The 24,973-nt window shown below is 66.3% G+C and carries 24 protein-coding genes and 1 CRISPR repeat array; of the genes, 11 read left to right on the top strand and 13 right to left on the bottom strand.

The features are described 5' to 3' along the window. Positions 1-26: 26 nt before the first annotated feature. The 4 genes from sufC to U9983_RS06395 are packed head-to-tail and all read left to right on the top strand — an operon-like array spanning position 27 to position 3,062. On the top strand, positions 27-806 hold the full coding sequence (gene sufC / locus U9983_RS06380) for a Fe-S cluster assembly ATPase SufC (RefSeq protein ID WP_322749671.1): 780 nt from the start codon (positions 27-29) through the stop codon (positions 804-806). 41 nt (positions 807-847) lie between these two features. Continuing rightward, positions 848-2,155, top strand: coding sequence for a cysteine desulfurase (locus U9983_RS06385; protein WP_322753158.1), 1,308 nt, complete (start codon positions 848-850; stop codon positions 2,153-2,155). Next, positions 2,152-2,613 (top strand): Fe-S cluster assembly sulfur transfer protein SufU, encoded by a 462-nt coding sequence (sufU, locus tag U9983_RS06390; RefSeq protein WP_322749672.1) that lies wholly within the window; start codon positions 2,152-2,154, stop codon positions 2,611-2,613. Before U9983_RS06385 ends, sufU begins: the two co-directional genes overlap by 4 nt. Continuing rightward, a complete protein-coding gene (locus U9983_RS06395; protein WP_416211294.1) occupies positions 2,610-3,062 on the top strand; it encodes a metal-sulfur cluster assembly factor in 453 nt (150 codons plus the stop codon). Before sufU ends, U9983_RS06395 begins: the two co-directional genes overlap by 4 nt. A 150-nt stretch (positions 3,063-3,212) precedes the next feature. Here the strand turns inward: U9983_RS06395 and U9983_RS06400 are convergent, their stop codons facing one another. Next, positions 3,213-3,914 carry a Uma2 family endonuclease gene (locus U9983_RS06400; protein ID WP_322753133.1) on the bottom strand — a complete coding sequence of 234 codons (702 nt, stop codon included), beginning with the start codon at positions 3,912-3,914 and terminating at the stop codon, positions 3,213-3,215. Positions 3,915-4,226: 312 nt separating this feature from the next. Here U9983_RS06400 and cas6 point away from each other — a divergent pair, with 312 nt between their 5' ends. The 5 genes from cas6 (at position 4,227) to cas2 (ending at position 8,277) form a co-directional block, all read left to right on the top strand. Next, positions 4,227-4,916: a CRISPR-associated endoribonuclease Cas6 gene (cas6, locus tag U9983_RS06405; RefSeq protein ID WP_322753134.1), complete on the top strand. Its 690-nt coding sequence runs from the start codon at positions 4,227-4,229 to the stop codon at positions 4,914-4,916. Positions 4,917-5,238: 322 nt separating this feature from the next. Then, complete coding sequence (locus U9983_RS06410) at positions 5,239-6,435, top strand: hypothetical protein (RefSeq protein ID WP_322753159.1); 1,197 nt, start codon at positions 5,239-5,241, stop codon at positions 6,433-6,435. A 23-nt stretch (positions 6,436-6,458) separates the two neighbouring features. Beyond that, positions 6,459-6,989: a CRISPR-associated protein Cas4 gene (locus U9983_RS06415; RefSeq protein WP_416211295.1), complete on the top strand. Its 531-nt coding sequence runs from the start codon at positions 6,459-6,461 to the stop codon at positions 6,987-6,989. A gap of 40 nt (positions 6,990-7,029) precedes the next feature. After that, complete coding sequence (cas1b, locus tag U9983_RS06420; protein WP_322753136.1) at positions 7,030-8,010, top strand: type I-B CRISPR-associated endonuclease Cas1b; 981 nt, start codon at positions 7,030-7,032, stop codon at positions 8,008-8,010. A gap of 3 nt (positions 8,011-8,013) precedes the next feature. Further along, a complete protein-coding gene (gene cas2, locus U9983_RS06425; protein WP_322753137.1) occupies positions 8,014-8,277 on the top strand; it encodes a CRISPR-associated endonuclease Cas2 in 264 nt (87 codons plus the stop codon). 109 nt (positions 8,278-8,386) lie between these two features. Then, positions 8,387-11,884: a CRISPR direct-repeat array (repeat unit 30 nt; unit sequence GTCCGTGATCATCCCTGGAGGGATTGAAAC). A gap of 17 nt (positions 11,885-11,901) precedes the next feature. On the opposite strand, the gene U9983_RS06430 is transcribed toward cas2, so the two are convergent. Together U9983_RS06430 and U9983_RS06435 are read right to left on the bottom strand one after the other, a co-directional pair. Further along, entirely contained in the window at positions 11,902-12,303 is a 402-nt protein-coding gene (locus U9983_RS06430) for a PIN domain-containing protein (protein ID WP_322753138.1), read from the bottom strand. Further along, positions 12,300-12,542, bottom strand: a complete 243-nt coding sequence (locus tag U9983_RS06435) for a hypothetical protein (protein ID WP_322753139.1) — start codon at positions 12,540-12,542, stop codon at positions 12,300-12,302. The genes U9983_RS06430 and U9983_RS06435 overlap by 4 nt, the downstream gene beginning before the upstream one ends. 368 nt (positions 12,543-12,910) lie before the next feature. Here U9983_RS06435 and U9983_RS06440 point away from each other — a divergent pair, with 368 nt between their 5' ends. Next, positions 12,911-13,777: a type IV toxin-antitoxin system AbiEi family antitoxin domain-containing protein gene (locus U9983_RS06440; protein WP_322753140.1), complete on the top strand. Its 867-nt coding sequence runs from the start codon at positions 12,911-12,913 to the stop codon at positions 13,775-13,777. A gap of 69 nt (positions 13,778-13,846) precedes the next feature. Here the strand turns inward: U9983_RS06440 and U9983_RS06445 are convergent, their stop codons facing one another. Then, positions 13,847-14,122 (bottom strand): hypothetical protein, encoded by a 276-nt coding sequence (locus tag U9983_RS06445; RefSeq protein ID WP_322753141.1) that lies wholly within the window; start codon positions 14,120-14,122, stop codon positions 13,847-13,849. 189 nt (positions 14,123-14,311) lie between these two features. On the opposite strand from U9983_RS06445, the gene U9983_RS06450 reads away from it, so the two are divergent. Further along, positions 14,312-15,256 (top strand): DedA family protein, encoded by a 945-nt coding sequence (locus tag U9983_RS06450; RefSeq protein WP_322753142.1) that lies wholly within the window; start codon positions 14,312-14,314, stop codon positions 15,254-15,256. A 9-nt stretch (positions 15,257-15,265) separates the two neighbouring features. On the opposite strand, the gene U9983_RS06455 is transcribed toward U9983_RS06450, so the two are convergent. From U9983_RS06455 to rfbB, 9 genes are all read right to left on the bottom strand, one after another. Then, positions 15,266-15,706, bottom strand: coding sequence for a GAF domain-containing protein (locus U9983_RS06455; protein WP_322753143.1), 441 nt, complete (start codon positions 15,704-15,706; stop codon positions 15,266-15,268). 144 nt (positions 15,707-15,850) lie between these two features. Continuing rightward, positions 15,851-17,284, bottom strand: a complete 1,434-nt coding sequence (locus U9983_RS06460; protein ID WP_322753144.1) for an alkaline phosphatase family protein — start codon at positions 17,282-17,284, stop codon at positions 15,851-15,853. Beyond that, on the bottom strand, positions 17,281-18,525 hold the full coding sequence (gene eboE / locus U9983_RS06465) for a metabolite traffic protein EboE (protein ID WP_322753145.1): 1,245 nt from the start codon (positions 18,523-18,525) through the stop codon (positions 17,281-17,283). The genes U9983_RS06460 and eboE overlap by 4 nt, the downstream gene beginning before the upstream one ends. A 116-nt stretch (positions 18,526-18,641) precedes the next feature. Continuing rightward, complete coding sequence (locus tag U9983_RS06470) at positions 18,642-19,562, bottom strand: TatD family hydrolase (protein WP_322753146.1); 921 nt, start codon at positions 19,560-19,562, stop codon at positions 18,642-18,644. Positions 19,563-19,634: 72 nt separating this feature from the next. Continuing rightward, positions 19,635-20,348, bottom strand: coding sequence for an EboA domain-containing protein (locus U9983_RS06475; protein ID WP_322753147.1), 714 nt, complete (start codon positions 20,346-20,348; stop codon positions 19,635-19,637). Between the two features lie 19 nt (positions 20,349-20,367). Further along, entirely contained in the window at positions 20,368-21,246 is an 879-nt protein-coding gene (locus U9983_RS06480; RefSeq protein WP_322753148.1) for a sugar phosphate isomerase/epimerase family protein, read from the bottom strand. After that, positions 21,243-22,121: an SCO3242 family prenyltransferase gene (locus U9983_RS06485; protein ID WP_322753149.1), complete on the bottom strand. Its 879-nt coding sequence runs from the start codon at positions 22,119-22,121 to the stop codon at positions 21,243-21,245. The genes U9983_RS06480 and U9983_RS06485 overlap by 4 nt, the downstream gene beginning before the upstream one ends. After that, positions 22,118-23,287, bottom strand: coding sequence for an inositol-3-phosphate synthase (locus U9983_RS06490; protein ID WP_322753150.1), 1,170 nt, complete (start codon positions 23,285-23,287; stop codon positions 22,118-22,120). The genes U9983_RS06485 and U9983_RS06490 overlap by 4 nt, the downstream gene beginning before the upstream one ends. Positions 23,288-23,813: 526 nt before the next feature. Next, the gene (gene rfbB, locus U9983_RS06495) at positions 23,814-24,815 is read right to left on the bottom strand and encodes a dTDP-glucose 4,6-dehydratase (protein ID WP_322753160.1); all 1,002 of its coding nucleotides are present in this window, start codon (positions 24,813-24,815) and stop codon (positions 23,814-23,816) included. Positions 24,816-24,973: the final 158 nt, after the last annotated feature.

Raw genomic sequence — 24,973 nt, forward strand, 5'->3', positions numbered from 1 at the left:
GCAGCGGTATATAGGAGACTGATCAAGTGTCGACCCTTGAGATCCGTAACCTCCATGTCTCGGTGGAGACCGATTCCACCGAGGGGAGGGAGATCCTGCGCGGCGTGGATCTGACGATCCGCCGTGGCGAGACCCATGCGATCATGGGGCCGAACGGCTCCGGTAAGTCGACGCTGGCGTACTCGATCGCCGGTCACCCCAAGTATACGATCACCAGTGGTTCGGTGACGTTGGACGGGGTCGACGTCCTCGCGATGAGCGTCGACGAACGCGCCCGTGCCGGTGTCTTCCTCGCCATGCAGTACCCGGTCGAGGTTCCCGGCGTGTCGGTGTCGAACTTCCTGCGCTCGTCGGTGACGGCCGTGCGCGGCGAGGCGCCGAAGCTGCGTACGTGGGTCAAGGAGGTCCGTGACACCATGGCGGGCCTGGAGATGGACCCGGCCTTCGCCGAGCGCAGCGTCAACGAGGGCTTTTCCGGCGGTGAGAAGAAGCGGCACGAGATCCTGCAGATGGCGTTGCTCAAGCCGAAGATCGCCATCCTGGACGAGACCGACTCGGGCTTGGACGTGGACGCGCTGCGGATCGTCTCCGCCGGCATCGAGTCCGTCCGCGCGGCCGGGGAGACCGGCATTCTGCTGATCACCCACTACACCCGCATCCTGCGGTATGTGAAGCCGGAGTTCGTCCATGTGATGACCGGTGGGCGCATCGTCGACTCCGGTGGCCCCGAGCTTGCCGCGGTCCTGGAGGACGGTGGCTACGACCGGTATGTCAAGGCGAGCGAGCCGGCCGGGACGGCGGCGTGACGATGACCGACGTGAGGGACGCGCCCGTCCCTGCAAATGATCTGAGGACCGGGGGGACGGGCGAGCCGAGGTTGGCCTATGACGTCGAGCGGATCCGCAAGGACTTCCCGATCCTGGCGCGGCGCGTTCATGACAACCGGCCGCTGGTCTACCTCGACAGCGCGGCCAGTTCGCAGAAGCCCACCCGTGTCCTCGACGCCGAGCGGGACTACTACGAGCAGCACAACGCCAACGTCCACCGCGGCATCCACGTGCTCGCCGAGGAGGCGACCGCGCTGTACGAGTCCGCCCGCGACCGGGTCGCGGCCTTCATCGGCGCACCCCGGCGGGACGAGGTCGTCTTCACGAAGAACTCCTCCGAAGCGCTGAACCTCGTCGCCTACGCGATGAGCAACGCGGCCTCCGCCGGCCCCGAGGCGGCGCGCTTCCGCCTCGGGCCGGGCGACGAGGTCGTCATCACCGAGATGGAGCACCACTCCAATCTGGTGCCCTGGCAGATGCTGTGCCGGCGGACCGGGGCCACGCTGCGCTGGATCGGTCTCACCGACGACGGCCGGCTCGACCTCACCGACCTCGATCAGGTGATCACCGAGCGGGCGAAGGTCGTCTCGTTCGTGCACCAGTCGAACATCCTCGGTACGGTCAATCCGGTGGCGACACTGGTCGCCCGCGCCCGTGCGGTGGGCGCGCTGACCGTCCTGGACGGATCACAGTCCGTGCCGCACATGCCGATCGACGTGACCGCGCTCGGGGTGGACTTCCTCGCCTTCACCGGCCACAAGATGTGCGGCCCGACCGGTATCGGCGTGCTGTGGGGCCGGGGCGAGTTGCTGGAGGTCATGCCGCCGTTCCTCGGCGGCGGCGAGATGATCGAGACGGTGACGATGGAGGCGTCGACCTATGCGGTGCCCCCGCACCGGTTCGAGGCCGGTACACCGATGATCTCCCAGGCTGTAGGCCTCGGTGCCGCGGTCGACTACCTCACCGAGCTCGGTATGGACGCGGTCGCCGCCCATGAGCACGACATCACCACCTACGCCCTCGGTCAGCTCGCCACCGTGCCGGGCCTGCGGATCATCGGGCCGCCGGACCCGGTCGATCGGGGCGGCGCCATCTCGTTCGTGTTCACCGGATCCGACAACCGGCCGCTGCACCCCCACGACGTCGGCCAGCTGCTCGACGAGCGGGGCGTCGCCGTGCGGGTGGGGCACCACTGTGCCCGCCCGGTCTGCGTGCGCTACGGCGTCCCGGCCACGACACGGGCGTCCTTCCACCTGTACTCGACCCGCGGTGAGGTCGACGCACTCGTGGAAGGCCTGGGGCATGTGCGGAGGTTCTTCGGGACGTGAAAATGGACTCCATGTACCAGGAGATCATCCTGGACCACTACCGCAACCCGCACCACCGTGGGCTGCGCGAGCCGTTCGACACCGAGGTTCACCACGTCAACCCGACCTGCGGGGACGAGGTGACCCTACGGGTCAAGGTGTCCGACGGTAAGGTCGCGGACGTCTCCTACGAGAGTGAAGGCTGTTCGATCAGCCAGGCGTCGGCGAGCGTCATGACCGATCTCGTGATCGGCAGGTCCGTGGCCGAGGCGCTGGAGCTGGGCCAGGAGTTCCTGGCACTGATGCAGTCGCGCGGCACCGTCGAGCCGGACGAAGATGTGCTGGAGGACGCGGTCGCCTTTGCGGGCGTGTCAAAATACCCGGCCAGGGTCAAGTGTGCCCTGCTGTCGTGGATGGCCTGGAAGGACGCGACCGCGCAGGCGGTGGGCGGCATCCCGGAACAGGAGGTGGACCGGTGAGCGAGACCACCGTGACCGAACAGGACCCGACCGTGGCCGAAGTGGCAACGGCCGGGGTTGAAACGGCTGAGGTCGACACGGCCGGGGTTGAAACGGCCGGGGTTGAAACGGCTGGGACGGCGGTGGACAAGGCCGCCGTCGACGACGTCGAGGAGGCCATGCGTGACGTCGTCGACCCCGAGCTCGGCATCAACGTCGTCGACCTGGGCCTCGTCTACGGCATCAACGTCCATGACGACAACACGGTCACCCTGGACATGACGCTGACCTCGGCGGCCTGCCCGTTGACCGACGTGATCGAGGACCAGACCCGCTCGGCCCTGACCGACGGACCGGACGGGCTGGTCAACGACGTGACCATCAACTGGGTCTGGATGCCCCCCTGGGGTCCCGACAAGATCACCGATGACGGTCGCGAACAGCTGCGGGCCCTCGGCTTCAACGTCTGACCCGGCGGTCCCGCCGTTCCGCCGTTCCGCCATCCTCGCACACGTTCCCGGTTCATGATCGGCGCGAGTTTGTTGTTGTGTACGCTTTTCGGCCTGATTCGCGTACCTAGCGACAAACTCGTGCCGATCATGGGTGCCGGCCTGCTTCTGTCAGGCCAGTAGGTCGGCTGGGGAGAAGCTCAACGGAAACGGGCGTTCTACGGTGCACCTTGCCGGGCCCTCGGCATAGGCGACCTGCTCGTAGCGGCCCTGCTCGTAGCGGCCCTTGGCGAGTTCGAAGACGAAGACCGCCGGGACGTCCGGATCGACGATCCAGTAGGACGGGATGCCGGCCGTCTCGTACTCGTCGAATTTGTCCCGTCGGTCATAACTCCGCCCGAACCGGGACAGCACCTCGACCGCGAGAAGCGGGATCTTCGCCTTGGGATGCGCCAGGACGACGATGTCGGGCTGAAGGACGCGGCCGGTCGCCAGCGTGACATCGAAGGGTGCGGGAAGCGCCCGAGCGGCCCCGGTCTGTGCGCTGACGAGCCGGGCGAGCAGGTGCGCGACCGCGAGCTGATGGGCGTAACCCGGGGACGGGCTCACGACGATGGTGCCGTCGACCAGCTCGTACCGCCGGCCATCCGCCGGAGTTCGGCGCAGGTCGTCCGGGGTGAAGCCATCCGGGTGGCGGGAGTGGAAGAACGTGACGCCGTCGCGGGTCTCGACAGCGCCGATGCCGAAGGGCCAGCGCCGCAGATCGGCGTCGCCGAGCGGCTCGCCGGCGAGACCGGTAAACGGGGAGCACGCCCGACCATCCACATCCGGCTGCGTGGTCGACGGTTCATCTCGCACCATCACCCTGGTCATGGTGCCACTCCCTGCTGGGTTCGGACGGCACGTTTGCTTCACAGCATACAGCGGAGTGTTGCTGATTTATAGCACTATGTACATGATGTCGGTCGGATAGCGCGGACGGGTCTGCGTCTTATCCGATGGTTATGATCCGCTCGCCCGACGTGCGGAGCCAGATCGGCGGGTGGGAGGCTGTCGTCCCGGTCGTCCGTCAGTACCTGATGGATGAGGGCGGCGTCGTGGGCGGCGCTGTGGGCGGCTTGGCGGGTACGGGAGTTCAGCGCCGAGCACGGACAAGACCACGGCATGCAGGATCGGGGGAGTCGGATGAGATTTCGGGTGGATGTCGCCGCGGACGTGGACAGCATTCCGTGGCCGCAGGTGTTCAGCCCTGCGCGCGGGGTGGCCTACGACCTGATCCGCGCCCAGGATGAGGCGTTGGCGGTCGAGCTGCACGACCACGGCTATGCGGGCAGTTCGCTGCGTCCACTGGGTCTTTCGTCACCGTGTTTCCGTGGCGCGGGCCGGCGCACCGGCGTGTACGGCGCATCCGGCGACGGTTCGGTCTGGTTCGGCTCACCGGTGCCACGGGTGGCCGCCGCACTGCTGGCAGGTATCGCCGGACGTACGGAAATCCGCTGGGGCACGGTTGCGTTGCGGGTGCGGGGTGTGCAGCTCGAACCGACGCCCGATCACAGTTCGGGGGAAGCCGTCTTTTCGACGGTGACACCGGTGCTGGTGAAGGTCGAGGACCGGTTCATTCATCCCGACGATCCGCGGTATGTGGAGCAGCTGTGCCACAACCTGCGGCACAAGGCGGACGTGCTGGGTCTGCCTAACGACGTCGAGGTCGACGTTGTGTCGAGCGGACCACCACGCAAGTTCCTGGTGCAACGTGCACCTCGACACGGAAGTACCGTCCAGCTGCGCGTGCAGGCATCGTGCTCGTTGCTTGACGCCCTTTATGAATGGGGTCTGGGGCTCAACACGAACCAGGGATTCGGCTGGATCCGGTGACCGGACCACCGTATTCCGGCGAGCAGTTACGGACGGACGTGCTGGCCTGTACGCATCATCCGATCCAGCGGAGCGGTGCGTGGGCGGTGACGACCCTTGCGGGCCGCGACCGTCCCGATGAGGTGACCGCGGCGGATCTCGACGCTGTCGCGGCCCGGATCGTGCGGGATGTCGTGCGGGCATCCATGGCGGCCAAGGACCATCCGGCTTATGACTGGTGGAAAGTCCTGTACGCACTGTTCCCGAACGCGAAACCGACCCACGCGAGCCGGCCCCGGGACGCGGCCGTCCTGACCGGTGAGGTGGATTCGTTCTGGACGAACTGCATGCCTACGATCCGGTCACCTTCGGCCGGATCTGCGCGGCGCTGCAGCTGTGGGCGCGACTCGGGAGTCGGATCGCGGTGCTGTCCGCGACCCTCGCTCCACCGATGATCGAGCTGGTCGAAGAGAGCCTCCTGGTCGGGGACAGCCTCGGCCAACCGGTGACGGTCGTACACGCCGCCGCGGGCACCGCGCCCGACCGCCATCGGCTCGTCCTCGACGACGAGCCGATCACCTCGCCGGCGAGCCTGGCGGCCATCACTGGCTGGCTGACCGAGGGGCGCAGCGTCCTGGTCGTGGCCAATACCGTCCGTACCGCTCAGGCTCTGTTCGATGCGCTGGCACCGGCCGTCCGCGACGTTCATCCAGGTGACGATGACGCGGCCCTGCTGCTGCACTCCCGGTTCAAGGCCCGCGACCGCGCCGCGATCGAACAGCGAATCCGCGCCCGGTATCCCGAGCGGGGGCCAGGCGAGCCGGCGGTGCGGGAGGGGCGCGGCGGGCTCGTCGTGTCGACCCAGGTGCTGGAGGTCTCGCTGTGCCTGGACTTCGACCGCGGGGCCAGCGAACTCGCCCCGATCGAAGCGGTCGCCCAACGCGCCGGCCGAGTCAACCGGCGCGGATGCCATCCGGACGGTCCTGTCGAGTTCCGCGTTCACGCGGTATCCGCCCACCTGCCCTACGAGGAGGAGGCGTTGGGCGCGGCATGGGCAGCCATGCAACGCACCGTGACCGGTGATCCGAGGATCTCGGAGCACACCATCGACGCGTGGCTGGCGGACGTCTACGCCACGGATTGGGGTCGGCGGTGGGCACAGACCGCGCGTGAGGCGCGCGAGGAGTTCAGCGCCGCATTCCTGACCTTCTGCAAACCCTTCGAGGACCGCAGCGAGTTCGCCGAACGCCTCGACGAGGGCTTCGACACCATGCATGTCCTGCACAAAGACGACGTCGACGACTATTGGACGCTGTCAGACAAACGCGACGGTGACCCGTTACTCGCCGAAGGGCTGCTCATCCCCATCCGGTTCGGGCAGTATGCCGGGCTGTTGCGCGACCAGCGTGCCCACCTCGACCGGGCACTGAAACTGGCCGTGGTCGATCTGCCGTACACATCGGATGCCGGGCTGGACCTGACCACCGGCCAGGATGCCGGCGGTCGTGAACCGGCCGTGTCCGTGGACACCGTCCTGTGAGCGACGTCCGTCCGGTGAGCGACATCAACCCTGGCAGCGACGTTGGCAAGGCTGGGAGCGACGCCGTCGACGGTGGGCTCGGCGGGGTTCACATCAAGTATCTGCTGCACTGCCCACGCCAGCTCTGGCTCTACATGCGCGGCTACCGTCCGGAGGCTTCCAGCGATCTGGTCGCCTTCGGTGAGGTCGTGGACGACACCACCTACACTCGCCGCCGCGACATCGACCTTGGCGAGGCGAAAATCGACTGGGTCACCACCGGCGCGGTCGTCCACGAGACCAAGTCCTCGCGCGCCCCATCAGCCGACCATGAGGCCCAGGTCCGCCACTACTGTCTGCTCCTGGAACGGCGTGGGGTCAACGTGCGAGGCGGGACCGTCCACTACCCGTTGATCCGCCGGACGGTCACCGTGACCTGGGACGCCGAGGCGCGCGCCACCGCGCTGGAGACCGAGCGGCAGGCCCGAGCCGTCATCGCCGCGCCGGCAATACCGCCACGACTGGAGCGCCGGCGCTGCCGTGGCTGCTCCTACATCGACTACTGCTGGGGGTAGTTCATATGATCAACCACCGTCGGGCATCCTGGCGCCAGGCATGAGCGCGGCCGGCCGCACCTACTGGCTGACCGAACCGTGCCGCATCCGCCGCGAGGACAACAGCCTGCGCATCGAACGGGCCGACGCCAGCCCTGTACACGTCCCGATCACCGACGTCCGTGACCTGGTGGCCTTCGACCACGTCGACATCAACACCGCGGCCGTGTCGCTGCTGGGCCGGCACGGCGTGATGGTCCACATCCTGGACCACTACGGCAACTATGCGGGCGCCGTGACACCGGATGAGGACATGTCGTCGGCTCAGGTGGTCCGCTGCCAGGTTGCTCTCACCGCGGACCCGGAGCGACGTGTCGCCGTCGCCCGCTCACTGGTAGCCACCACCGCGGCAAATGTGCGCTGGGCGCTGGACACCGAACATCTCGATCGCGCCCTGGACACCCTTACCGCCCAGCTCCCGGACTGTCACAGTGCTGAGCAACTTATGGGCGCCGAGGGGAACTTCCGCCGGACGGCCTGGGGCGTGTTCGACACGATCCTGCCGGCCTGGCTGCGCCTCGACGGCCGTACCCGCCGCCCACCGACCAATGCCGGAAACGCCTTCATCAGTTACGTCAACAGCATCGTCTACGCTCGTGTTCTCACTGCAATCCGCTGCACGCCGCTGCACCCGGCGCTCGGCTTTCTGCACGCCGACACCGACCGCCGCCGCAACACCCTCGCTCTCGATCTGGCGGAACCGTTCAAACCGCTGTTCGCCGAACGCCTGCTGCGCCGCGCCGCCGCGCAGAAAACCCTGCGTCCCTCCGACTTCGAAAGCGACGTCGGCAAGGCTTCGCTCAGCCGTGACGGCCGTAAGAAGGTTGCCATCATGATCCGTGAAGAGCTCGCCACGACCGTCTACCATCGGACGTTGCGCCGGAAGGTCTCCTACGAGGAGCTCATCCACTTCGAGGCCCTCAAGCTTGTCCGACTCTGTCTGGAGGACACCCCCTACAAGCCGTTCCGGCCCTGGTGGTGACGCATGTTCGTCGTGCTCGTCTACGACACCGTGGCCGAACGCAACCCGGTCGTCCTCAAGACCTGCCGCAAGTATCTGAACTGGACACAGCGCAGCGTGTTCGAAGGGGAGCTGTCCGCCGCGCAGTACCGAGCGCTTCTCGCAGCCCTTCGCGCCCATCTTGATCTCGATTATGACAGCATCCGGGTCTACCGGACGCGGTCGCCGCACCTGGTGGAGACCGAGTGGCTCGGACGCGAGACGGGCAACCAGGACTCCATCCTCTAGAATGACGATCAAGGCTCTGACCTGCGGCGTTGCACTACCGCCGGACCGCTGCAGAACAGGCCCCGGATCGACCCCGCAAACCGCCTGTGACCTGCGAGTTTATCTTCGTGTCCGTGATCATCCCTGGAGGGATTGAAACCCTGTCACTCTGTTGAATATTACCCACATCATATTCGTCCGTGATCATCCCTGGAGGGATTGAAACCTCCCTGCTAGGGCCGGACGACACCCACGAGCCGGGTCCGTGATCATCCCTGGAGGGATTGAAACGTGGTGTGGGTACGGCGGGGGGTGTCTCGGGTGCGGGTCCGTGATCATCCCTGGAGGGATTGAAACGGAACTACGGTCACGCTGCGACCTAACGGCACCTAGTCCGTGATCATCCCTGGAGGGATTGAAACTTGTGCAGAACCCATGTCACCAAACCGGAACAGTCAAGTCCGTGATCATCCCTGGAGGGATTGAAACACAACCATATTGTCACATCTTCTGAATTATGGCCGGGTCCGTGATCATCCCTGGAGGGATTGAAACCGAGTCTCTTTTAGTATCTTTGTTGTCCAGTAAAGTCCGTGATCATCCCTGGAGGGATTGAAACGGTGAGGATGATCACCGTCAACGCTGTAATCTGTGTGTCCGTGATCATCCCTGGAGGGATTGAAACCGAACTTTACGATGCTGGTATGAGACTACAGCATGTCCGTGATCATCCCTGGAGGGATTGAAACTTCTAGCGCAATAGTCCGCTTGCGCACCGTTTGCAGTCCGTGATCATCCCTGGAGGGATTGAAACGAATATGACAACACCACGACGTTGACGGCGAGTACGCGTCCGTGATCATCCCTGGAGGGATTGAAACGAACATGGTCAACGGCTATCGGGCAGGTGGGATCACGTCCGTGATCATCCCTGGAGGGATTGAAACGCGAGCGGCGCGCCTGCACCCATCGTCATCGCGGTGTCCGTGATCATCCCTGGAGGGATTGAAACTCGAGCGCGGGCCGATATCCGGGTCGTCCACGTGGGGTCCGTGATCATCCCTGGAGGGATTGAAACTTGTGACAGCCCTCCGGGCCGGCAGAGGAGCACCAGGTCCGTGATCATCCCTGGAGGGATTGAAACGCTCTGAAGGTCTCGATAGGCTCCGGCGGCCTCATTGTCCGTGATCATCCCTGGAGGGATTGAAACGACCGCGCCGGGGCACTCGGCTCCCACACCGTGGGGTCCGTGATCATCCCTGGAGGGATTGAAACTCCGTCGGCGCGGTGTTCCGGCTGCTGCCCAATGTCGTCCGTGATCATCCCTGGAGGGATTGAAACGCCGGGCGTGGGGGGTTGAGGCCAACGCGCTGGCGTCCGTGATCATCCCTGGAGGGATTGAAACACAAGACCAGCTCGGACATGGTGTTGGGTGACGGGAGTCCGTGATCATCCCTGGAGGGATTGAAACGTGACCGCTCCGGTGAGTCGGGCGGATGGTGGCCCGTGTCCGTGATCATCCCTGGAGGGATTGAAACATGGTGGGATGGCCGCCCCCTACGGGGACGGCCAGGTCCGTGATCATCCCTGGAGGGATTGAAACGTGATCCCTGGACGCGTTCCGTCGGGAAACTCCACCGTCCGTGATCATCCCTGGAGGGATTGAAACGCCATCCCCTTCCCGGACTGCTCCGCCTTTTCCAGTGTCCGTGATCATCCCTGGAGGGATTGAAACCGCAACAAGAAGGGCGCAGTGTACCCGGAGAACATGTCCGTGATCATCCCTGGAGGGATTGAAACTCCAGCAGTCCACGGTCACCGAGCTGTCGAGCCACCGTCCGTGATCATCCCTGGAGGGATTGAAACAGGACCGCAGAATGATCGGTGCCACGACCGGGACAGGTCCGTGATCATCCCTGGAGGGATTGAAACGCGATGGCCCACGCTTTGGCGCCTGTTTCGGCGAGTCCGTGATCATCCCTGGAGGGATTGAAACCCTCGCCTACGGCGGGTGCATGGAACACGGCGAGTCCGTGATCATCCCTGGAGGGATTGAAACCAGTCGGTCTCCCTGCCGAGGATCACCTATCCGCTTGTCCGTGATCATCCCTGGAGGGATTGAAACAGGCTTGGAAACGCGCTTCCCTGTCGGGGGCATAGGTCCGTGATCATCCCTGGAGGGATTGAAACTGGGGCACCGGGCGCGGGCTCCTGCTCGACCCCGGTGTCCGTGATCATCCCTGGAGGGATTGAAACGTGAACGGGCGGGGCGTCCATCCCAGGTCGATGGGTCCGTGATCATCCCTGGAGGGATTGAAACTGCATGGGTTGACGAGGAGGGCCCATTCGCTCCGAAGTCCGTGATCATCCCTGGAGGGATTGAAACACACGCGGAACGTGAGAGAAAACCACGGGTCAGCCCTGTCCGTGATCATCCCTGGAGGGATTGAAACGCAATCAGCTTCGAGATCTCGGCGTTGACCTTCGCGTCCGTGATCATCCCTGGAGGGATTGAAACGGCATCAGGCGGTCCGGGTCAGGATCTTCAGGTCAGTCCGTGATCATCCCTGGAGGGATTGAAACAGGACGCCTGGGCCGACATCTTGCCGGGCAACCAGTCCGTGATCATCCCTGGAGGGATTGAAACCGGGCACCGGCCGTCCCGGTGCCCTGAGGGTCCAGTCCGTGATCATCCCTGGAGGGGTTGAAACATGCCCGGACGTCGGGACGGGCCACGTTGCACAAGGTCCGTGATCATCCCTGGAGGGATTGAAACTGATCTCGCGACCTGTGAGCCGATCGAGCAGGTCCGTCCGTGATCATCCCTGGAGGGATTGAAACAGGTGAGGCCGCCGGCACTCAACGGCCCGGTCTCGAGTCCGTGATCATCCCTGGAGGGATTGAAACTTTCGCGAGGAACGGGCCAAGCGTCGTATAAAGTCCGTGATCATCCCTGGAGGGATTGAAACAGGCGACCGGCTTCTGCCCACATTGCCGCCGCTTGTCCGTGATCATCCCTGGAGGGATTGAAACAAGTTCTCCGCGCGTTCTGGCGTCAGCAAGAGCTCGAGTCCGTGATCATCCCTGGAGGGATTGAAACACGACACCGGCTACCGCGGCTCCGAAGTCATGTCCTGTCCGTGATCATCCCTGGAGGGATTGAAACGCGAAGCGGGGACTGCCGGTGTGGCGCAGCAGCCAGGTCCGTGATCATCCCTGGAGGGATTGAAACACGTGTAGTCGGAGATCCACAGGCGCCGCCACGAGGGCGGTCCGTGATCATCCCTGGAGGGATTGAAACGCAGCTCGCCGGGAGGGCCTGTCGGGGGAGAGAGTTGGTCCGTGATCATCCCTGGAGGGATTGAAACACGTCTATGGGCCGTGCATCAATCCGGTTCTGATCAAGTCCGTGATCATCCCTGGAGGGATTGAAACCCGCCAACAGTAGAAGATCCGCCCGCATCCCCGGTCCGTGATCATCCCTGGAGGGATTGAAACGTGTGATGAACCGCCAGAACGCAGGCACCGCCAGGTCCGTGATCATCCCTGGAGGGATTGAAACGACAGCCGGGCCAGGGGGGTCAAGGAGGAGCGCAGCGTCCGTGATCATCCCTGGAGGGATTGACGCCGGTGTACGGGGTTGATTCAGACGGCGATCAGATGTACCTGATGGCCGCAGAGTCTGGACATGTCGTTGATATCCGATGTCAGCATGGCGACCGGTCGAGGCTGCCGCAGTGCAGCCTCGACCACTGTGGCATCGATCGCGTATCTGTGGCCGTGCAGATTGGCTTTCTTGAGTAGCTGCGCGGAAGCCGTCGCGGTCTCCTTGGTGACCGGTTCGACCTTGATCCGCGAGAGCAGCCAGTTCAGCCGAGTGATGTTCACGCCCGCGTGGCTGACCTCGATGATTGTGTTGGCGCTGATGACGAGGTCGGACTCCATTTCGCTGAAGATCTGGAGGATGGCGGCGACCTTTCGATCTTGAGCGATCCAGGCGGACAGTCCCGCGCAGTCCAGGATGACCGTTTCGATGCGCCTGGTCACGCTGCCGTGTCTTCGGTGATGTCTGCGGCGTCGAGTTTGGCCCGCGCCTCGGCCAGCTCCTCCTGCGTGAACGCGCCGGATTCCTCCTGGTAGCGCTGAAGCTCGTCGACGAGTAGCCGGTGTCGGATCTGGCGCGCGACAGCTGCGGCGACGTATCCGGAAACATTGTCCGTGATCTTTTTCAGCTCGGCGACCTGGTCGCTGGGTAGCGTGATCGTGATGCGGGTGGTAGCAGACATGCTTCGATCATACTGCGGTATGCGCCTCTGTGGATCGCTGGAGTGTTCGACGATCCACAGGCGACCAGCCCATCCCGCTGCCGAGGTCCTGTCCACAGACGGCAGTACAGGCGGTCCATGCTGCGGTCGATGATCGGCGCGAGTTTGTCGTTAGGTACGCAAATCGGCCCGAAAAGCGTACCCAGCAACAAACAGCTGCCGATCTTGAATCGTGGCTATCGGCGGTTATAAGCAATCATCGACGGTTATCCACAGATCCAGGTCGGGTATGGCGCCACAATGGCCGGACCCGGCACGATCAGGCGATGGTCGACCCCTGTCCCGGTCCGCCTCCGGCGCTGCTTCGTCAGGTATGGAAGCAGGACGGAATGATCAGCAGTTCCCAGGCGCGGGCCGCGGGCCTGACCCGCCGGCAGATCGCGCACCTCGTCCGGACCGGTCAGTGGCAACGCCCTGGCCGAGGCACGTACCTTGTGCCCGGAGCCCACCCGCTTCGGAGTCGGGTTCGCGCGGCTCTGCTACTCCGACCGGATGCCGTCGCGTGCGAGATCACCGCGGCGCGGCTGCTCGGGTTCGGCTGCCTCCCGACCGCGCGGCACGACGAACCGGTCCACCTACTGTTGCCGCGCAGGTCTGCGCGAAGGCAGCCCGACGGCGTCGTACTGCACTGGAATGACCTACCATCGACCCAAGTCACAGATGTCTGTGGCATTCCGACGACCTCGGCACCCCGCACGCTCGCCGACATGGTGCTGCGCCGCGGACGGGATGACGCCGTCGCCCTCATGGACGCGGCGCTGCGTACCGGCAAGCTTATCGATCTCCACGCCGCCCGGAGCCTTGCCGTCGGCCGGCATGGCGCGCCGTCGCGGTCGGGTTGGTGGCAGTGTGCCGACGGCCGGGCCGAGTCCCCGCTGGAAACACGATTACGGCTGCTACTCGCCGATGGCGGGCTGGTCCCTGAACAGCTTCAGTGGCCGGTCCGGAACGCGGCCGGGCATATCGTCGCCCGCCTCGATCTGGCCTGGCCGAGCCGACGGCTCGACGTCGAAGCCGACGGAGTGGCCGTTCACGCCGGTCCGGACGCGCTGTACCGTGACCGTCACAGACAGAACATGCTAACGACGCTGGGCTGGACCGTACTCCGCTTCACCTGGGCCGATGTGACACGGCGAGCCGACTACGTGTCCCGGACTGTTGCGCACGTCCTTGCCACGAGCAGCCAGCATCCTTGATCGGTGTCTGCTTGTCGGTCGGTACGCGTACCGGCCCGGAAAGCGTACACAGCGACAAACTTTCGCTGATCATGGTCGGTGGTCGGTGGTCGGTGGTCGGTGGTCGGTGGTCGGTGGTCGGTGGTCGGTGGTCGGTGGTCGGTGGTCGGTGGTCGCCTGGTCGAGGTGGTCGGTGGTGTAGCCGCCGGGGTCGACGGCATGGAGGTAGGCCAGACCTTCGTCGAAGTCGACCCGGCCGACCGGCAGCGGCCACTCGACGAGGCCGGTGATGTCCAGCGGCCGACCGAGCGGCCTGTCCTGCGGCTTCTGCGCCACCGGGTCACGGTTCACCGCCACAGCTGTCATGGTGCCACTCCTCCTCGGATTCGGACGGCACATTTGCTGTGAAGCATACGTCGATGAGTGACTGATTTACGACGATGAGCGAAGAATCGTCCGTCGGCTCGCAGCGGCCTCGGTGGCCGTGCGCTCGGATCACGGGATTCCCGGGCGCGTCATGCCTGGCCGATCGACCATAGTGGGGTGGGTGACACCGTGGCTCCGCTCGCAACCGCCACGGCGGAAAGCCCGGGAACCGCGGAAAACCCGAAAACCGCGGAAAGCGCGGCATGTGTCGTGATGGCCGCGGAGCCAGCTGACCCGGCACGCGCGTCCGGGCGCCGGTGGTGGGCCCGGATACGGCCGGTGGACGCCATGTGCGTCGGCGGCCTGGTCGCCCAGACGGTATGGGCGTCGGCCAGCGTGCTGCTGATCCCACAGCTGATCGGCACCGACCCGGTCCTGCTCGAGCTCCTCGGTGCCACCTCGCCGGCCATGGTCGCCGCCGGCGCATTCGCCCGGGCCGGCAAGGCCGGTCTCGTCGCTGCCCTCACAGCGCCGACGCTGGGCTGGGTGCCGCTGGACGCGTTCGGCTGGTGGGCGGGCCGTCGGTACGGGCGCTCGGCGGTCGATCTCATCACCCGTGGGCATCCCAGGAGCGTCGAGTTCGCCGACCGTGTCGACCGACTGACGGGGCGTTGGGGATTCGGTGCGCTGGTGCTCGCACCATGGTTGCCCGTCCCGAACCAGCTGATCTACGCGGCCACCGGATGGCACGGGATGTCGCTGCTCCGGTTCGTGATCGGCGATGCCATTGGCACGTTCCTGCGCACCGCGGCCGTCGTCGGTCTGGGCTACGCGCTCGGCGACGACGCGGTTGATCTCGCTACCGCCATCTCCCACGACACCGTGCTCAGCTTCGTCGCTCTGGGCGTCCTACTGATCGCCTGGACGGCCTTTCGTCATCGCCGGCGCCTTCGTGGCCTTGGTGTGCGCTCGCGCTGGTGGCTGGCGGGAGGGGCACGGCGCGTCCGGATGCAGGCCGCCGGCCATATCCCCGATATCCCCGATACCCCCGATGTGGCGTCCGCCGGCCCCACCACCACCCCGCTGGCCGCGGGCTCCCCGATGGCGTGGGAGCGGCCTCCGGATGGCTCCTGACGGGCGCCGTCAGGTGGGCAGATCAGCCGAGCCGGCCAGCAGGGTGATCATCTCTTGCGTCGGGATCTCCCGTTCGGTGCCGAAGGCGATACCCACGATCGCGCGAACCCGCCCCGCCGAATCGGTAACCGGCAGGGCGACCGCGGCGTTCGCGTTCACCTCCCGGGCACCGGGTCGTACATCGCCCGAGTCGTCGGTCTGCAGGTTACAGGTCTGTACAGCTTCTCCCCGGGCCAGCGCCAGGCCCGCCATACCTTTGCCGCGGGGAACGACCGCGGTAATCTTCTGAACCTGCGGCGGGATATTGTGAGCGGCGACCAGCACAAGATCGTCCCCGTTGCGGAAATGTACCGAACCGGCAATCCCACCGTGCGCGCTTAGGAAATCAACCAGCCATCCACCTACGTCCCTTCCCTCGCCGTCTGTGTTCGCGTCAGAATTCGCTGACATGCCCGCTCCCGCCGTATCGGTCACTGTGCTGTCCCACCGTCTGCCACCGTCTGCCACCGCTGTCCCGTCGCTATTCCGTCACTATTTCATTACTGTGCCATTACTGTGCCGTTACTGTGCCATTACTGTGCCATTACTGTGCCATTACTGTGCCGTTACTGTGCTGTGCCGCGAAGTCGGGTTGGGTTCTGTCATTCCCGCCAGACGCAGCAGAAGGTCCTTCACCTCGGTGGCGCGGTAACGCTCCCGTGCGGCGCTCGGGTCGGAGCACAGCAGTACCGGCCCGTTGCCCGGATCGTCGGGCAGTCGGCCGTGACTTCCCCGGATCATGGACGGGACGAGCGGAATCACCGCCATGGTGTAGCGCAGGCCGACCGCCTTGCGGGCGAGCGCGAGCGCGATGCGTGCCTTGGCCCACGGGTCGGCGGGATTGAGGAACAGTTCGGCGGGATCGTAGCCGGGCTTGCGGTGGATCTCGACGCAGCGGGCGAAGTCAGGGGCACGGTCGTCGTCGAGCCAGTAGTAGTAGGTGAACCAGTGGTCGGGTTCGGCGATCGCCACCAGCTCGCCCGCGCGTTCGTGGTCGATACCGAACGTCGCCTGGGCGCCACGGTCAAGAACGGCGTCCACCCCGGGCAGCATGGCAATCATGGCTTGCACGCGCGCCACGTCGGCAGGATCCGCCACGTAGACGTGGGCGACCTGGTGGTCGGCTACGGCGAACGCCTTCGACGTCCACGGGTCGAGGTACTCCATGCCGGCCTGGACGTACACGCGTAACAGACCCTCGCGGCGGAGCATCCGGTTGATGTCGATCGTTCCGCGCACATCGGTGATCCCGTATTCGCTGAGTGCGACGACGGTGGTGCCCGCGGCGCGGGCCTGTGTCAGCAGTGGCGCCAGCGCCGTGTCGACATTGCCGGCCGCGGTCACGGCCTGGGGGGAGTCCGGCCCGTAGCGCTGCAGATCGTAGTCGAGGTGCGGGATGTAGACGAACGTGAGATCCGGCCGGCTGCGGTCCAGGATTCGCCCGGCTGCGTCAATGATCCACTGCGAGGAGGGTAGGCCCGCTCCCGGGCCCCAGTACTTGAACAGCGGAAAAGGACCAAAGTGATCGGTCAGTTCGTCGTGCAGTTCGGGGGGGACGGTGTAGCAGTCCGGTGATTTGCGGCCATCCATGTGATAGATGGGTCGGGGCGTGACGGTGATGTCGACGTCCGCGCCCATCGCGTACCACCAACAGATATTCGCGACCCGATAGTCGCCGTTCTGCCGGCGGGCGGCATGCCAGATTTTTTCGCCCGCGACCAGACCGTTGTGCTGGCGCCACAGCAGGACCTCGCCGAGATCCCGGAAGTACCAGCCGTTCCCGACCACACCGTGGTCCCGTGGTGGCAATCCGGTGAGCATGGATGACTGCACCGAGCAGGTGACCGCGGGAAACACCGGGTCCAGCGTGGCCGTGAAACCCTCGGCGCCGAGCGCGCGCAGATGCGGCATGTGCGGAAGGAGCGCCGGGGTCAGCCCGACGACGTCGAGGACGAGCACGGCGGTGGGGGCCGTCGGGGACGCGCTCATGATGACACCTCCACCAGCCCGTGGCGGGCCAGCGCTCGCCGCGTCCAGTCCAGCTCGGCGGCGATCCCGGCGGCAAGGGACTTCTCATCGGTCGGGCGGTCCCGTTCGGGTAGGACCGTCCAGGTGTAGGTCTCCACCTCAACATGGTCGGTAACCGCATGTCGCCCACCGAACACGTTGGCGAGAACATCGTCCAGGACGTCCCGGGTGCTGCCAACCGGCCCTGCCGGCGTGGCGTGTAACGGGATGTGGAAGTGGACACGCCAGGGCCCGCGGGCGGGCAGTGCGCGCTGTCCGTAGAGCGCGTCGGGTAGATCGTCGCGGGCGTGCAGGCGGCGCTCGGACCCGCTGCCCGACCCAACGTCGGACCCGCCGCCGAACCCGTTGTCCGGTCCGGGCTCGGCCAGTTCGCGAGTCTGGTGCAGGAACCGGGGCTCGACGAACCCCCCGAGGATGTCGCGGGCGCCCGGCGCGGCTGGATCAGGAGCATGCAACGCGCAGGACGCCTGGACCTTGACCACCGCCAGACCGGCCGCGGCGAGTCTGCCCAGGGCGGCCTGCGGATCCTCGAAGCCCACCGCGAGATGACAGGCGTCCAGGCAGATTCCAAGCCTGGACGTGTCGAAGGTGTCGATGCCGGCGAGGCGGCGCACGGCGTCATCGGTGCTCTCCACCACGCAGCCGGGCTCCGGCTCGAATCCGACCCGAACTGTGCGCCCGGTCCGGTGCTCCAGGTCGGCGAGTTCGTCGGCGAGCGCGGCGAGCTGGCGGGCGGCGTCATCCCGGCGGCTGTCATTCCACCAGCTCCGCCAGCCCAGGGGAAGGGTGGAGATGCTCCCGCGGGCCGCGTCGTCGGGCATCAGCCCGGTGAGCAGGCGCGCCAGCACGGTGGTGTAGACGAGCCGGTCCGGCTGGGACCAGTCCGGTGTGTAGACGCCGTGCTTGACCACCGGAGCGTGGAAGTGCCGGTAGGGAAAGCCGTTGAGGGTCACGACCTCCAGACCGCGGGCGACCAGCTCGGCTCGCAGCCGGGCCAGGTCGGCGGGGTTGGTGTCCAGCGCCGTGGCGACATCGTGGGCGAGCCACAGCCCGAGCCCGAGCCGGTCGACGCCGAGCTGTTCGCGGATCGGCTCGGCGTATCTGACCAGTTGGTCCCGAACACCGGCAAGATCTTCGGCGGGATGGACGTTCGTGCAGTACGCCAGATGGACGACGGTGCCGTCGCGGTGTCGAAAGCGCATGGTGACGGCCCCTCATCCACGCCGGGCGGACGTGACATCGCGGCACCGGGCTGACCCGTGGCACCGGGCTGACCCGTGGCACCGGCCTGACCTGCATGATCGTGCAATGGGCCGGGTCATCGGACACCGCGCAGCACCGAATTGCCGGCGAACAGGGCGTCCGCGGCAGGGGCGGGCGCGGCCGTGTCGGTGCCGTCCGCGCTGTCGGTGCTGTCCGTGCTGTCGGTGCCCACGGCGTCGAGGCCGTCGATTTCCAGGCGTCCGCTCTGGCCGTAGAACGTGACCGGGTTGCGCCACAGAAGAGTCTCGACGTCGTCGGCGTCGAATCCCGCGGCGAGCATCGCCTCGCCGGTGGCCCGGGTGCGCAACGGGTCACTGCGTCCCCAGTCGGCGGCCGAGTTCACCAGCATCCGTTCGGTTCCGTACTCGGTGAGGATGCGGACCATCCGGTCGGGGTCCATCTTGGTATCCGGGTAGATCGAGAAACCCATCCAGCAGCCGGTGCCGGCAACCAGACCGACCGTGACCTCATTGAGATGATCGAGTACGACCCGTTCCGGCGCGATGCCCGATGCATCGATGAGCTCAAGGCTTCGCGATGTTCCAGCTGCTTTGTCGCGGTGCGGGGTGTGTACCAGCGCGGGTAGGTCGTGTTCGACAGCGAGCGTGAGCTGGGTGGCGAAGGCACGCTCCTCCTCGGAGGTCATCGAGTCGAATCCGATCTCCCCGACCGCGACCACCCGGTCCTTCACCAGGTACCGGGGAAGTAGATCAAGAACCGGCTTACAGCGGGGATCGTTGGCTTCCTTCGGATTCAGCGCGATCGTGCAATGATGTGCGATCCCGAACTGGGCGGCTCGAAACGGCTCCCAGCCGAGCAGCCCGTCGAAGTAGTCGACAAAACTGCCGATGGACGTGCGGGGTTGCCCGAGCCAGAACGCCGGCTCCACCAGGGCACGGACTCCCGCCGCGTACATCGCCTCATAGTCGTCGGTGGTTCGACTCGTCATGTGGATGTGGGGGTCGAAAATACGCATGCGCTGCCTTCCGACGGACGACATCGATCAAAACGACATCGATCAGGGCGAGATCGGTCAGGGCGAGATCGGTCAGGGTTGAAAGCTCTCCACCACAGCCAGCACGTCGGGCGGCACATCCCGGCCGGCGGCGATGCGTTCGTGCGCGAACGCGACCAGCATCCGCACGAGTTCCTCGTCCGCCCGCCGGGTCAGGTCCGCGACCTCGCTCAGCCGGACACCGAGGAAGACACACTTGAGCACCCCCTGACGCCACGAGGCGTCGTCGAGGTGTCGGGCCGCGTACGGGCCGAGTGCTGCGGCCACCAGCGTGGCGTCGTTCGTGCGTAGGGCGTCCCGAACGATCGCGACGGTGTCCGGGCCGACGTCCAGCAGCGGCAGTGCCCGCAGCACTGCGCGGCGCTCGGCGGCGTCGCCGCGTTCGTACAACCTCGCGACTGTGCCGGCCAGTGTGTCGCCGGATATCGGCAGCACCGTGAGCAGCAGTACTCGGGCTGCCTCGTCGACGGTCCAGCCGTGCAGCCCCGGGCCGGTGGCCGGGCCGGTGGACGCGAGCAGCGGGCCGTGGCCGCAGTGCCGACGCACCGCCGGGAAGAGCTGGTCAATCGTGTCGGCGGAACCGCCGACGGCGCTGACCGCGTTGACCGCGTTGGTCAACCACGCATGCCCGGCACCGGTGAGCCTGAGCGCGAGCGTCGAGGCAAGTCCGTCGACGGACAGCCCCCCGTCGCCGGTCGCTCGCTCGCCAGTTGCCCGCTCGCCAGTTGCTCTGTCGCCAGCTGTCATGTGATGTCACCTCCCAGGCTCACCGTGGATGGATCGTTTCCGGGAGGACTTGTGGCCCTGGCGCGCACGCCTGCCGCAGGAAGGCCAGGGAACGCCGGGCCACCAGCGGCGCGGCATGGCTGTGCCGGGGTAGCTCGACCGATACCAGACCGCCGTATCCGATCCTGATCAGCGCATCCAGGACCGGGGGAAAATCGATCTCGCCTGAGCCGAACTCCAGGTGCTCGTGGACACCTCGGCGCATGTCCTCGATCTGCACGTTGACCACCCGGTCCGCCGACCCCAGGATGCACTCGGGCACAGGCGCGGACTCCAGGCAACGACAGTGGCCGATGTCGAGGGTGAGGCCGAAGGCAGCAGGCGCGCCGAGGGCGTTTCGCAGGCGCTCGTAGCCGGCGAGATCCTCGATCATCATTCCCGGTTCGGGTTCGAATCCGAGCTGGACCCCTGCCTGCTCGGCCGCCGTGACCACGCTGGCACAGCCGTCAACCAGCAGCTCCCAGGCGAGGGTGCGGGGGACCCCGGCCGGCACCGTCCCACTCCAGAACGACACCGCTTCGGCGCCGAGATCCGCTCCGACACCGACCGCCCGCCGCAGCAGGTCCAGTCGCCGTTCCCGGCCGTCGGGAGATGTGAGGGTGGGGCTGTGCTTGTGCCAGGGGTCGAGCAGGTACCGGGCGCCCGTTTCGATCACGACCGCGAGATCGGCCGCGGCGAGCCGGGCACCGACACGCCGCACCTGGCGGGCGAGGTCGGCGTCGAACGGGTCGAGATGCTGATGATCAAGCGTGAGTGCGATCCCGTCGTAGCCCATGCCGGCCAGCACGGCGATGACATCGTCGATGCGATGGTCGGCAAAGCCGTTGGTGCCGTAGCCGAAGCGCAGCGGCCCATTCATGTCGGTGACACCCGTCTGGCCAGGGTCCGGGCTACCGGGAAGAGCAGGGCCAGCGCGCCGGCCGCCCGAAGCCTGCCGCTGCATGCTGTGATCGCAGCCTGGAGTGGAACCAGCCCGAGGATCCCCGCGCCGACCGCCTGCTGGACGTGGCGCGCGCCCGGGTCGCGTACGACAGCGGCCTGAGCCGCGCCGAAGGTCCCGGCGTAGGCACCCAGCAGGCCCATGCCGGCGATCTGGTGGCGCCGGGTACCCCGACGGCGGGTGACGGCCGAGGTTGCCACGATGACCAGCGTGGTCGCGCCCAGGGTGACCTTCGGTAGCGCCTTGCCGCTGCCCTGTACCTCCCGTCGACTCAACTCGGTGACCACGTAGGTGTGGCCGGCGACGACGAGCGCTGCGGGGAGGCAACGGCGGCTTTGGTGTGGCCCTGCGCCGAGCATGACGTCGAGGGCTCGGGCGGTGGCCATCGCGGCGGGACCGAGCGGGGTGGACTTGAGGGCAAGATCGTAGGCCCACACCGTGGCGGCCAGGGGAACCGCGACGATGAGCGCCGGGGGCCCACCGGCCAGGCCTGCGATACCGATCCCGGCTGCGGTCAGGCCGGTGGCCAGTGCGAAAGCGGTCCGCGGGGTCACGCGGCCCGATGGGATCGGCCGGTGTGGCCGTTCCACGGCGTCGACATCGCGGTCCGCCATGTCGTTCAGTGCCATTCCGCCCCAGTACAGGCAGATGGAGGCAGCGGCGAGACCCACGCTCGCCGGGTCCAACCGCCGGCCCACGATCGCCGCGCCGGCGATGGTATCCCCGGGGACGGTCAGTGCGGCGGGCGCTCGCACCAGCTCGACCAGGGCCGCCAGATGCGCAACCGCGGTCATCGGTGCGGTCCCAGTGACCGCGCCCAGGAGCGGAGTGCCTCGTACTGCATGACCAGCCGGTGCTCGTCGGTAGCAACCGGATCCTTGAAGAAGAACGCGAGTTGACCCTGGGGGCCGACATGCCCCGTCTCGTGGGCCCGGCCGAGGAGACGGACGAGGTCCAACACCAGTGGTGCGGCCAGCGTCGAGTCACAGCCCTGCCAGGTGAACTGGAGCGTCATCCGGACACCGAGAAAACCTTCGAACAGGATGTGGTCCCAGGCGGTCTTCCATTCGCTGAGTTCCGGTACGTTGTCGATGTGGACGATTCCCTCGACCGGATGGCCGAGAACGGATTCGAGGACACGCGACTTCGATCTGGTCTTGCTGTGCGCTCGGGCCGGTTCGGCCAGCGTGGCGCCGTCCCCGCCGCCCAGCAGGTTCGTTCCGCTCCACGAACGCACCGGTAACGCGCGGTGCGCGAACATTGGTGCGAGCGCGGACTTGACCAGGGTTTCCCCGGTTTTGCCGTCGTTACCGGCGTAGGGGACGGCGCAGGCGCGGGAAAGCTCGTCGAGGGCTGGCAGCCCAGCGCCTGCGGACGGCGTGAAGTTGATGTATGAACAGCCCGCGGTGAATGCCGCATAGGCGTAGAGCGAACTCGTCGGAACGACCGATCCAGCCGACGACATCGCCTCCCGAAGACGGCTCAGGGATGCATGGGCTGCTGATTCCGGGGGCGTCGGCTCGGTGGACGCGACATTGACGACTACCACGCGTGCCAGCCGGTGTCGTTGTCGGAACGAAACCAGATCGGCCACCAGCCCCGCAGCCGCCTCGGCCTGGGTCCGCCCGGACGGAAGGTCCGTGACACCAGGCTTGATCTCTTTGTCGGCCGCAACCAGCTCGTCCTTGACATGGTCGAGGAGATGCACGGGCACGACGCCGGCCAGCGCGAGCTGCTCGGCGCGTTTCACTAATGGGACGGTGGCGATGTCATGGCCGCCGAACACCAGGTCGTCAAAGCGCGCGAGCGCCGCTGGACGGAAGTCCGAAAGCTCGGTGACGCACCCGACCGGCGAGGTCAACCCGGCACGTATAGCAGCCATGCCAACCATGGTGGTGGTGGCGACGGAACCCCGTGCGCCGATCATCCACATACCGAGGCGGGCGTTTCCAGAAGCCATAACGATCATCCTTTGCGGGATCTCGTTGAATCGTTTTCCGGCGCTGGTAGATGGGTCTCGGTTGTATCGCGTGAGACATGAAGAACGACTCAGGTTGTCGGGTCGTCACATCGTCGGATTCACGCGCCGGGGCAGTCGGAATTCTTAATTGTGTACAACGGCATCCGCGTGATCGCCAGATGTCATCCCTGGGTGCCATGGTGAATTGAGACGCGAAAGGCTTGCTTCGGGTCGACGTTCTTGGTCGGAAAAACGTAATAACCGCTGGTGTGCACTGAATATTAGATTAAAGCAGTCTTGCCAAGTGTTAAATTTGGGTTAAATCTGGATATCAAACAAATAATACAAAGGTATTCGTAAGGATGCCGAACGTGGCAATGCTGCGCGCGAGCCTGCTGGCCAGCAGCGAGTAGGCGGTCAGGTCAGGCTGGCGCGGAGCGCGCCAGCCTGACCGCGAGGAGTCGACGACCGTGCCGGTGTCGGGGTGTGCCGGCTCCGCGCCAGGCAGTCTCCGCGCCAGGCAGTCTCAGCGCCAGGCGGTCTCGGAGACGGGGGAGCGGCCGATGAGCGGGCGCCACCACGACTCGTTGTCGCGGTACCAGGCCACGGTCTCCTTCATCCCGTCGGCGAAGCCGATCTCGGGTGCCCAGCCGAGCTCGGCCCGGAGCTTGGACGAGTCGAGCAGGTAACGCCGGTCGTGCGACGGCCGGTCCGGCACGATCGTCTTGAGCGACGCGGGCAGGCCCAGTTCGCCGAGGATGGTGTCGGCGATGGTCTCGATGTCGGCCTCCACCCCGCTGCCGACGTGGTAGGTCTCGCCGACCCGGCCCCGTTGGAGAACCACGTCGATCGCGGCGCAGTGGTCGGCGACGTGCAGCCATTCCCGCCGGTTGCGCACGGAGGCGTACAGCGGCAGGTTTTCCCCCTGCAGCGCCCGGGTGACGAACAGCGGGATGACCTTCTCCGGGAACTGGTACGGCCCGTAGTTGTTCGAGCAGTTCGTGATGGTCACGGGCAGGTCGTAGGTCAGGCCGTACGCCCGTACCGCGTGGTCGCCGCCGGCCTTGGCCGCGTTGTACGGCGTACGGGGCAGGTAGGGGGAGTCCTCGGTGAAGGCGCCCGGGTCGTCGAGGGCCATGTCGCCGTAGACCTCACACGTCGAGATCTGGTGAAAGCGCGCCACGCCGACCGTGCGGGCGGCTTCCAGCAGCGTCTGCGTACCGATGACGTTGGTGGAGAAGAACTCACCCGGGCGAATGATCGCCAGGCTGTTGTGCGACTCGGCGGCGAAGTTGACCACGATGTCGACGTGGTGCTCACGCAGCAGCGATTCGACCAGCTCGCGGTCGCGGATGTCGCCGTGCACGAAGGTGATCGCGTCCAACACGTCGCTGAGGTTCTCCCGGCAGCCCGCGTAGGTCAGCGCGTCCAGCGCTACCAGGCGGTCGCCGGCGTGCCGCTCACGCCAGTAGCGGACGAAGTTCGATCCGATGAACCCGGCGGCTCCGGTCACCAGCAGCGTCGACATGGTGTGAACGTCCCCCTTGGAATGAAAGTCGAGATCGGCGGCCGCGGCAGCCGACTGGAGCGCACGGGGCACGCGCCACCTGGAATCCGGCGCAGCCCTGCGCCACCCTCTCATGACCCGGTGGCGCCGATCACCGGGGCACACCGACGCGGGCGCGG

Source organism: Protofrankia sp. Cas3 (assembly GCF_963555955.1).
Classification (GTDB): domain Bacteria; phylum Actinomycetota; class Actinomycetes; order Frankiales; family Frankiaceae; genus Protofrankia.

Coding starts and splice junctions, on each gene's coding strand:
- U9983_RS06400 (WP_322753133.1), bottom strand. CDS start 3,914: ATGACCAGGGTGATGGTGCGAGATGAACCGTCGACCACGCAGCCGGAT.
- cas6 (WP_322753134.1), top strand. CDS start 4,227: ATGAGATTTCGGGTGGATGTCGCCGCGGACGTGGACAGCATTCCGTGG.
- cas1b (WP_322753136.1), top strand. CDS start 7,030: ATGAGCGCGGCCGGCCGCACCTACTGGCTGACCGAACCGTGCCGCATC.
- cas2 (WP_322753137.1), top strand. CDS start 8,014: ATGTTCGTCGTGCTCGTCTACGACACCGTGGCCGAACGCAACCCGGTC.
- U9983_RS06435 (WP_322753139.1), bottom strand. CDS start 12,542: ATGTCTGCTACCACCCGCATCACGATCACGCTACCCAGCGACCAGGTC.
- U9983_RS06440 (WP_322753140.1), top strand. CDS start 12,911: ATGATCAGCAGTTCCCAGGCGCGGGCCGCGGGCCTGACCCGCCGGCAG.
- U9983_RS06445 (WP_322753141.1), bottom strand. CDS start 14,122: ATGACAGCTGTGGCGGTGAACCGTGACCCGGTGGCGCAGAAGCCGCAG.
- U9983_RS06455 (WP_322753143.1), bottom strand. CDS start 15,706: ATGTCAGCGAATTCTGACGCGAACACAGACGGCGAGGGAAGGGACGTA.
- U9983_RS06460 (WP_322753144.1), bottom strand. CDS start 17,284: ATGAGCGCGTCCCCGACGGCCCCCACCGCCGTGCTCGTCCTCGACGTC.
- eboE (WP_322753145.1), bottom strand. CDS start 18,525: ATGCGCTTTCGACACCGCGACGGCACCGTCGTCCATCTGGCGTACTGC.
- U9983_RS06470 (WP_322753146.1), bottom strand. CDS start 19,562: ATGCGTATTTTCGACCCCCACATCCACATGACGAGTCGAACCACCGAC.
- U9983_RS06475 (WP_322753147.1), bottom strand. CDS start 20,348: ATGACAGCTGGCGACAGAGCAACTGGCGAGCGGGCAACTGGCGAGCGA.
- U9983_RS06480 (WP_322753148.1), bottom strand. CDS start 21,246: ATGAATGGGCCGCTGCGCTTCGGCTACGGCACCAACGGCTTTGCCGAC.
- U9983_RS06485 (WP_322753149.1), bottom strand. CDS start 22,121: ATGACCGCGGTTGCGCATCTGGCGGCCCTGGTCGAGCTGGTGCGAGCG.
- U9983_RS06490 (WP_322753150.1), bottom strand. CDS start 23,287: ATGGCTTCTGGAAACGCCCGCCTCGGTATGTGGATGATCGGCGCACGG.
- rfbB (WP_322753160.1), bottom strand. CDS start 24,815: ATGTCGACGCTGCTGGTGACCGGAGCCGCCGGGTTCATCGGATCGAAC.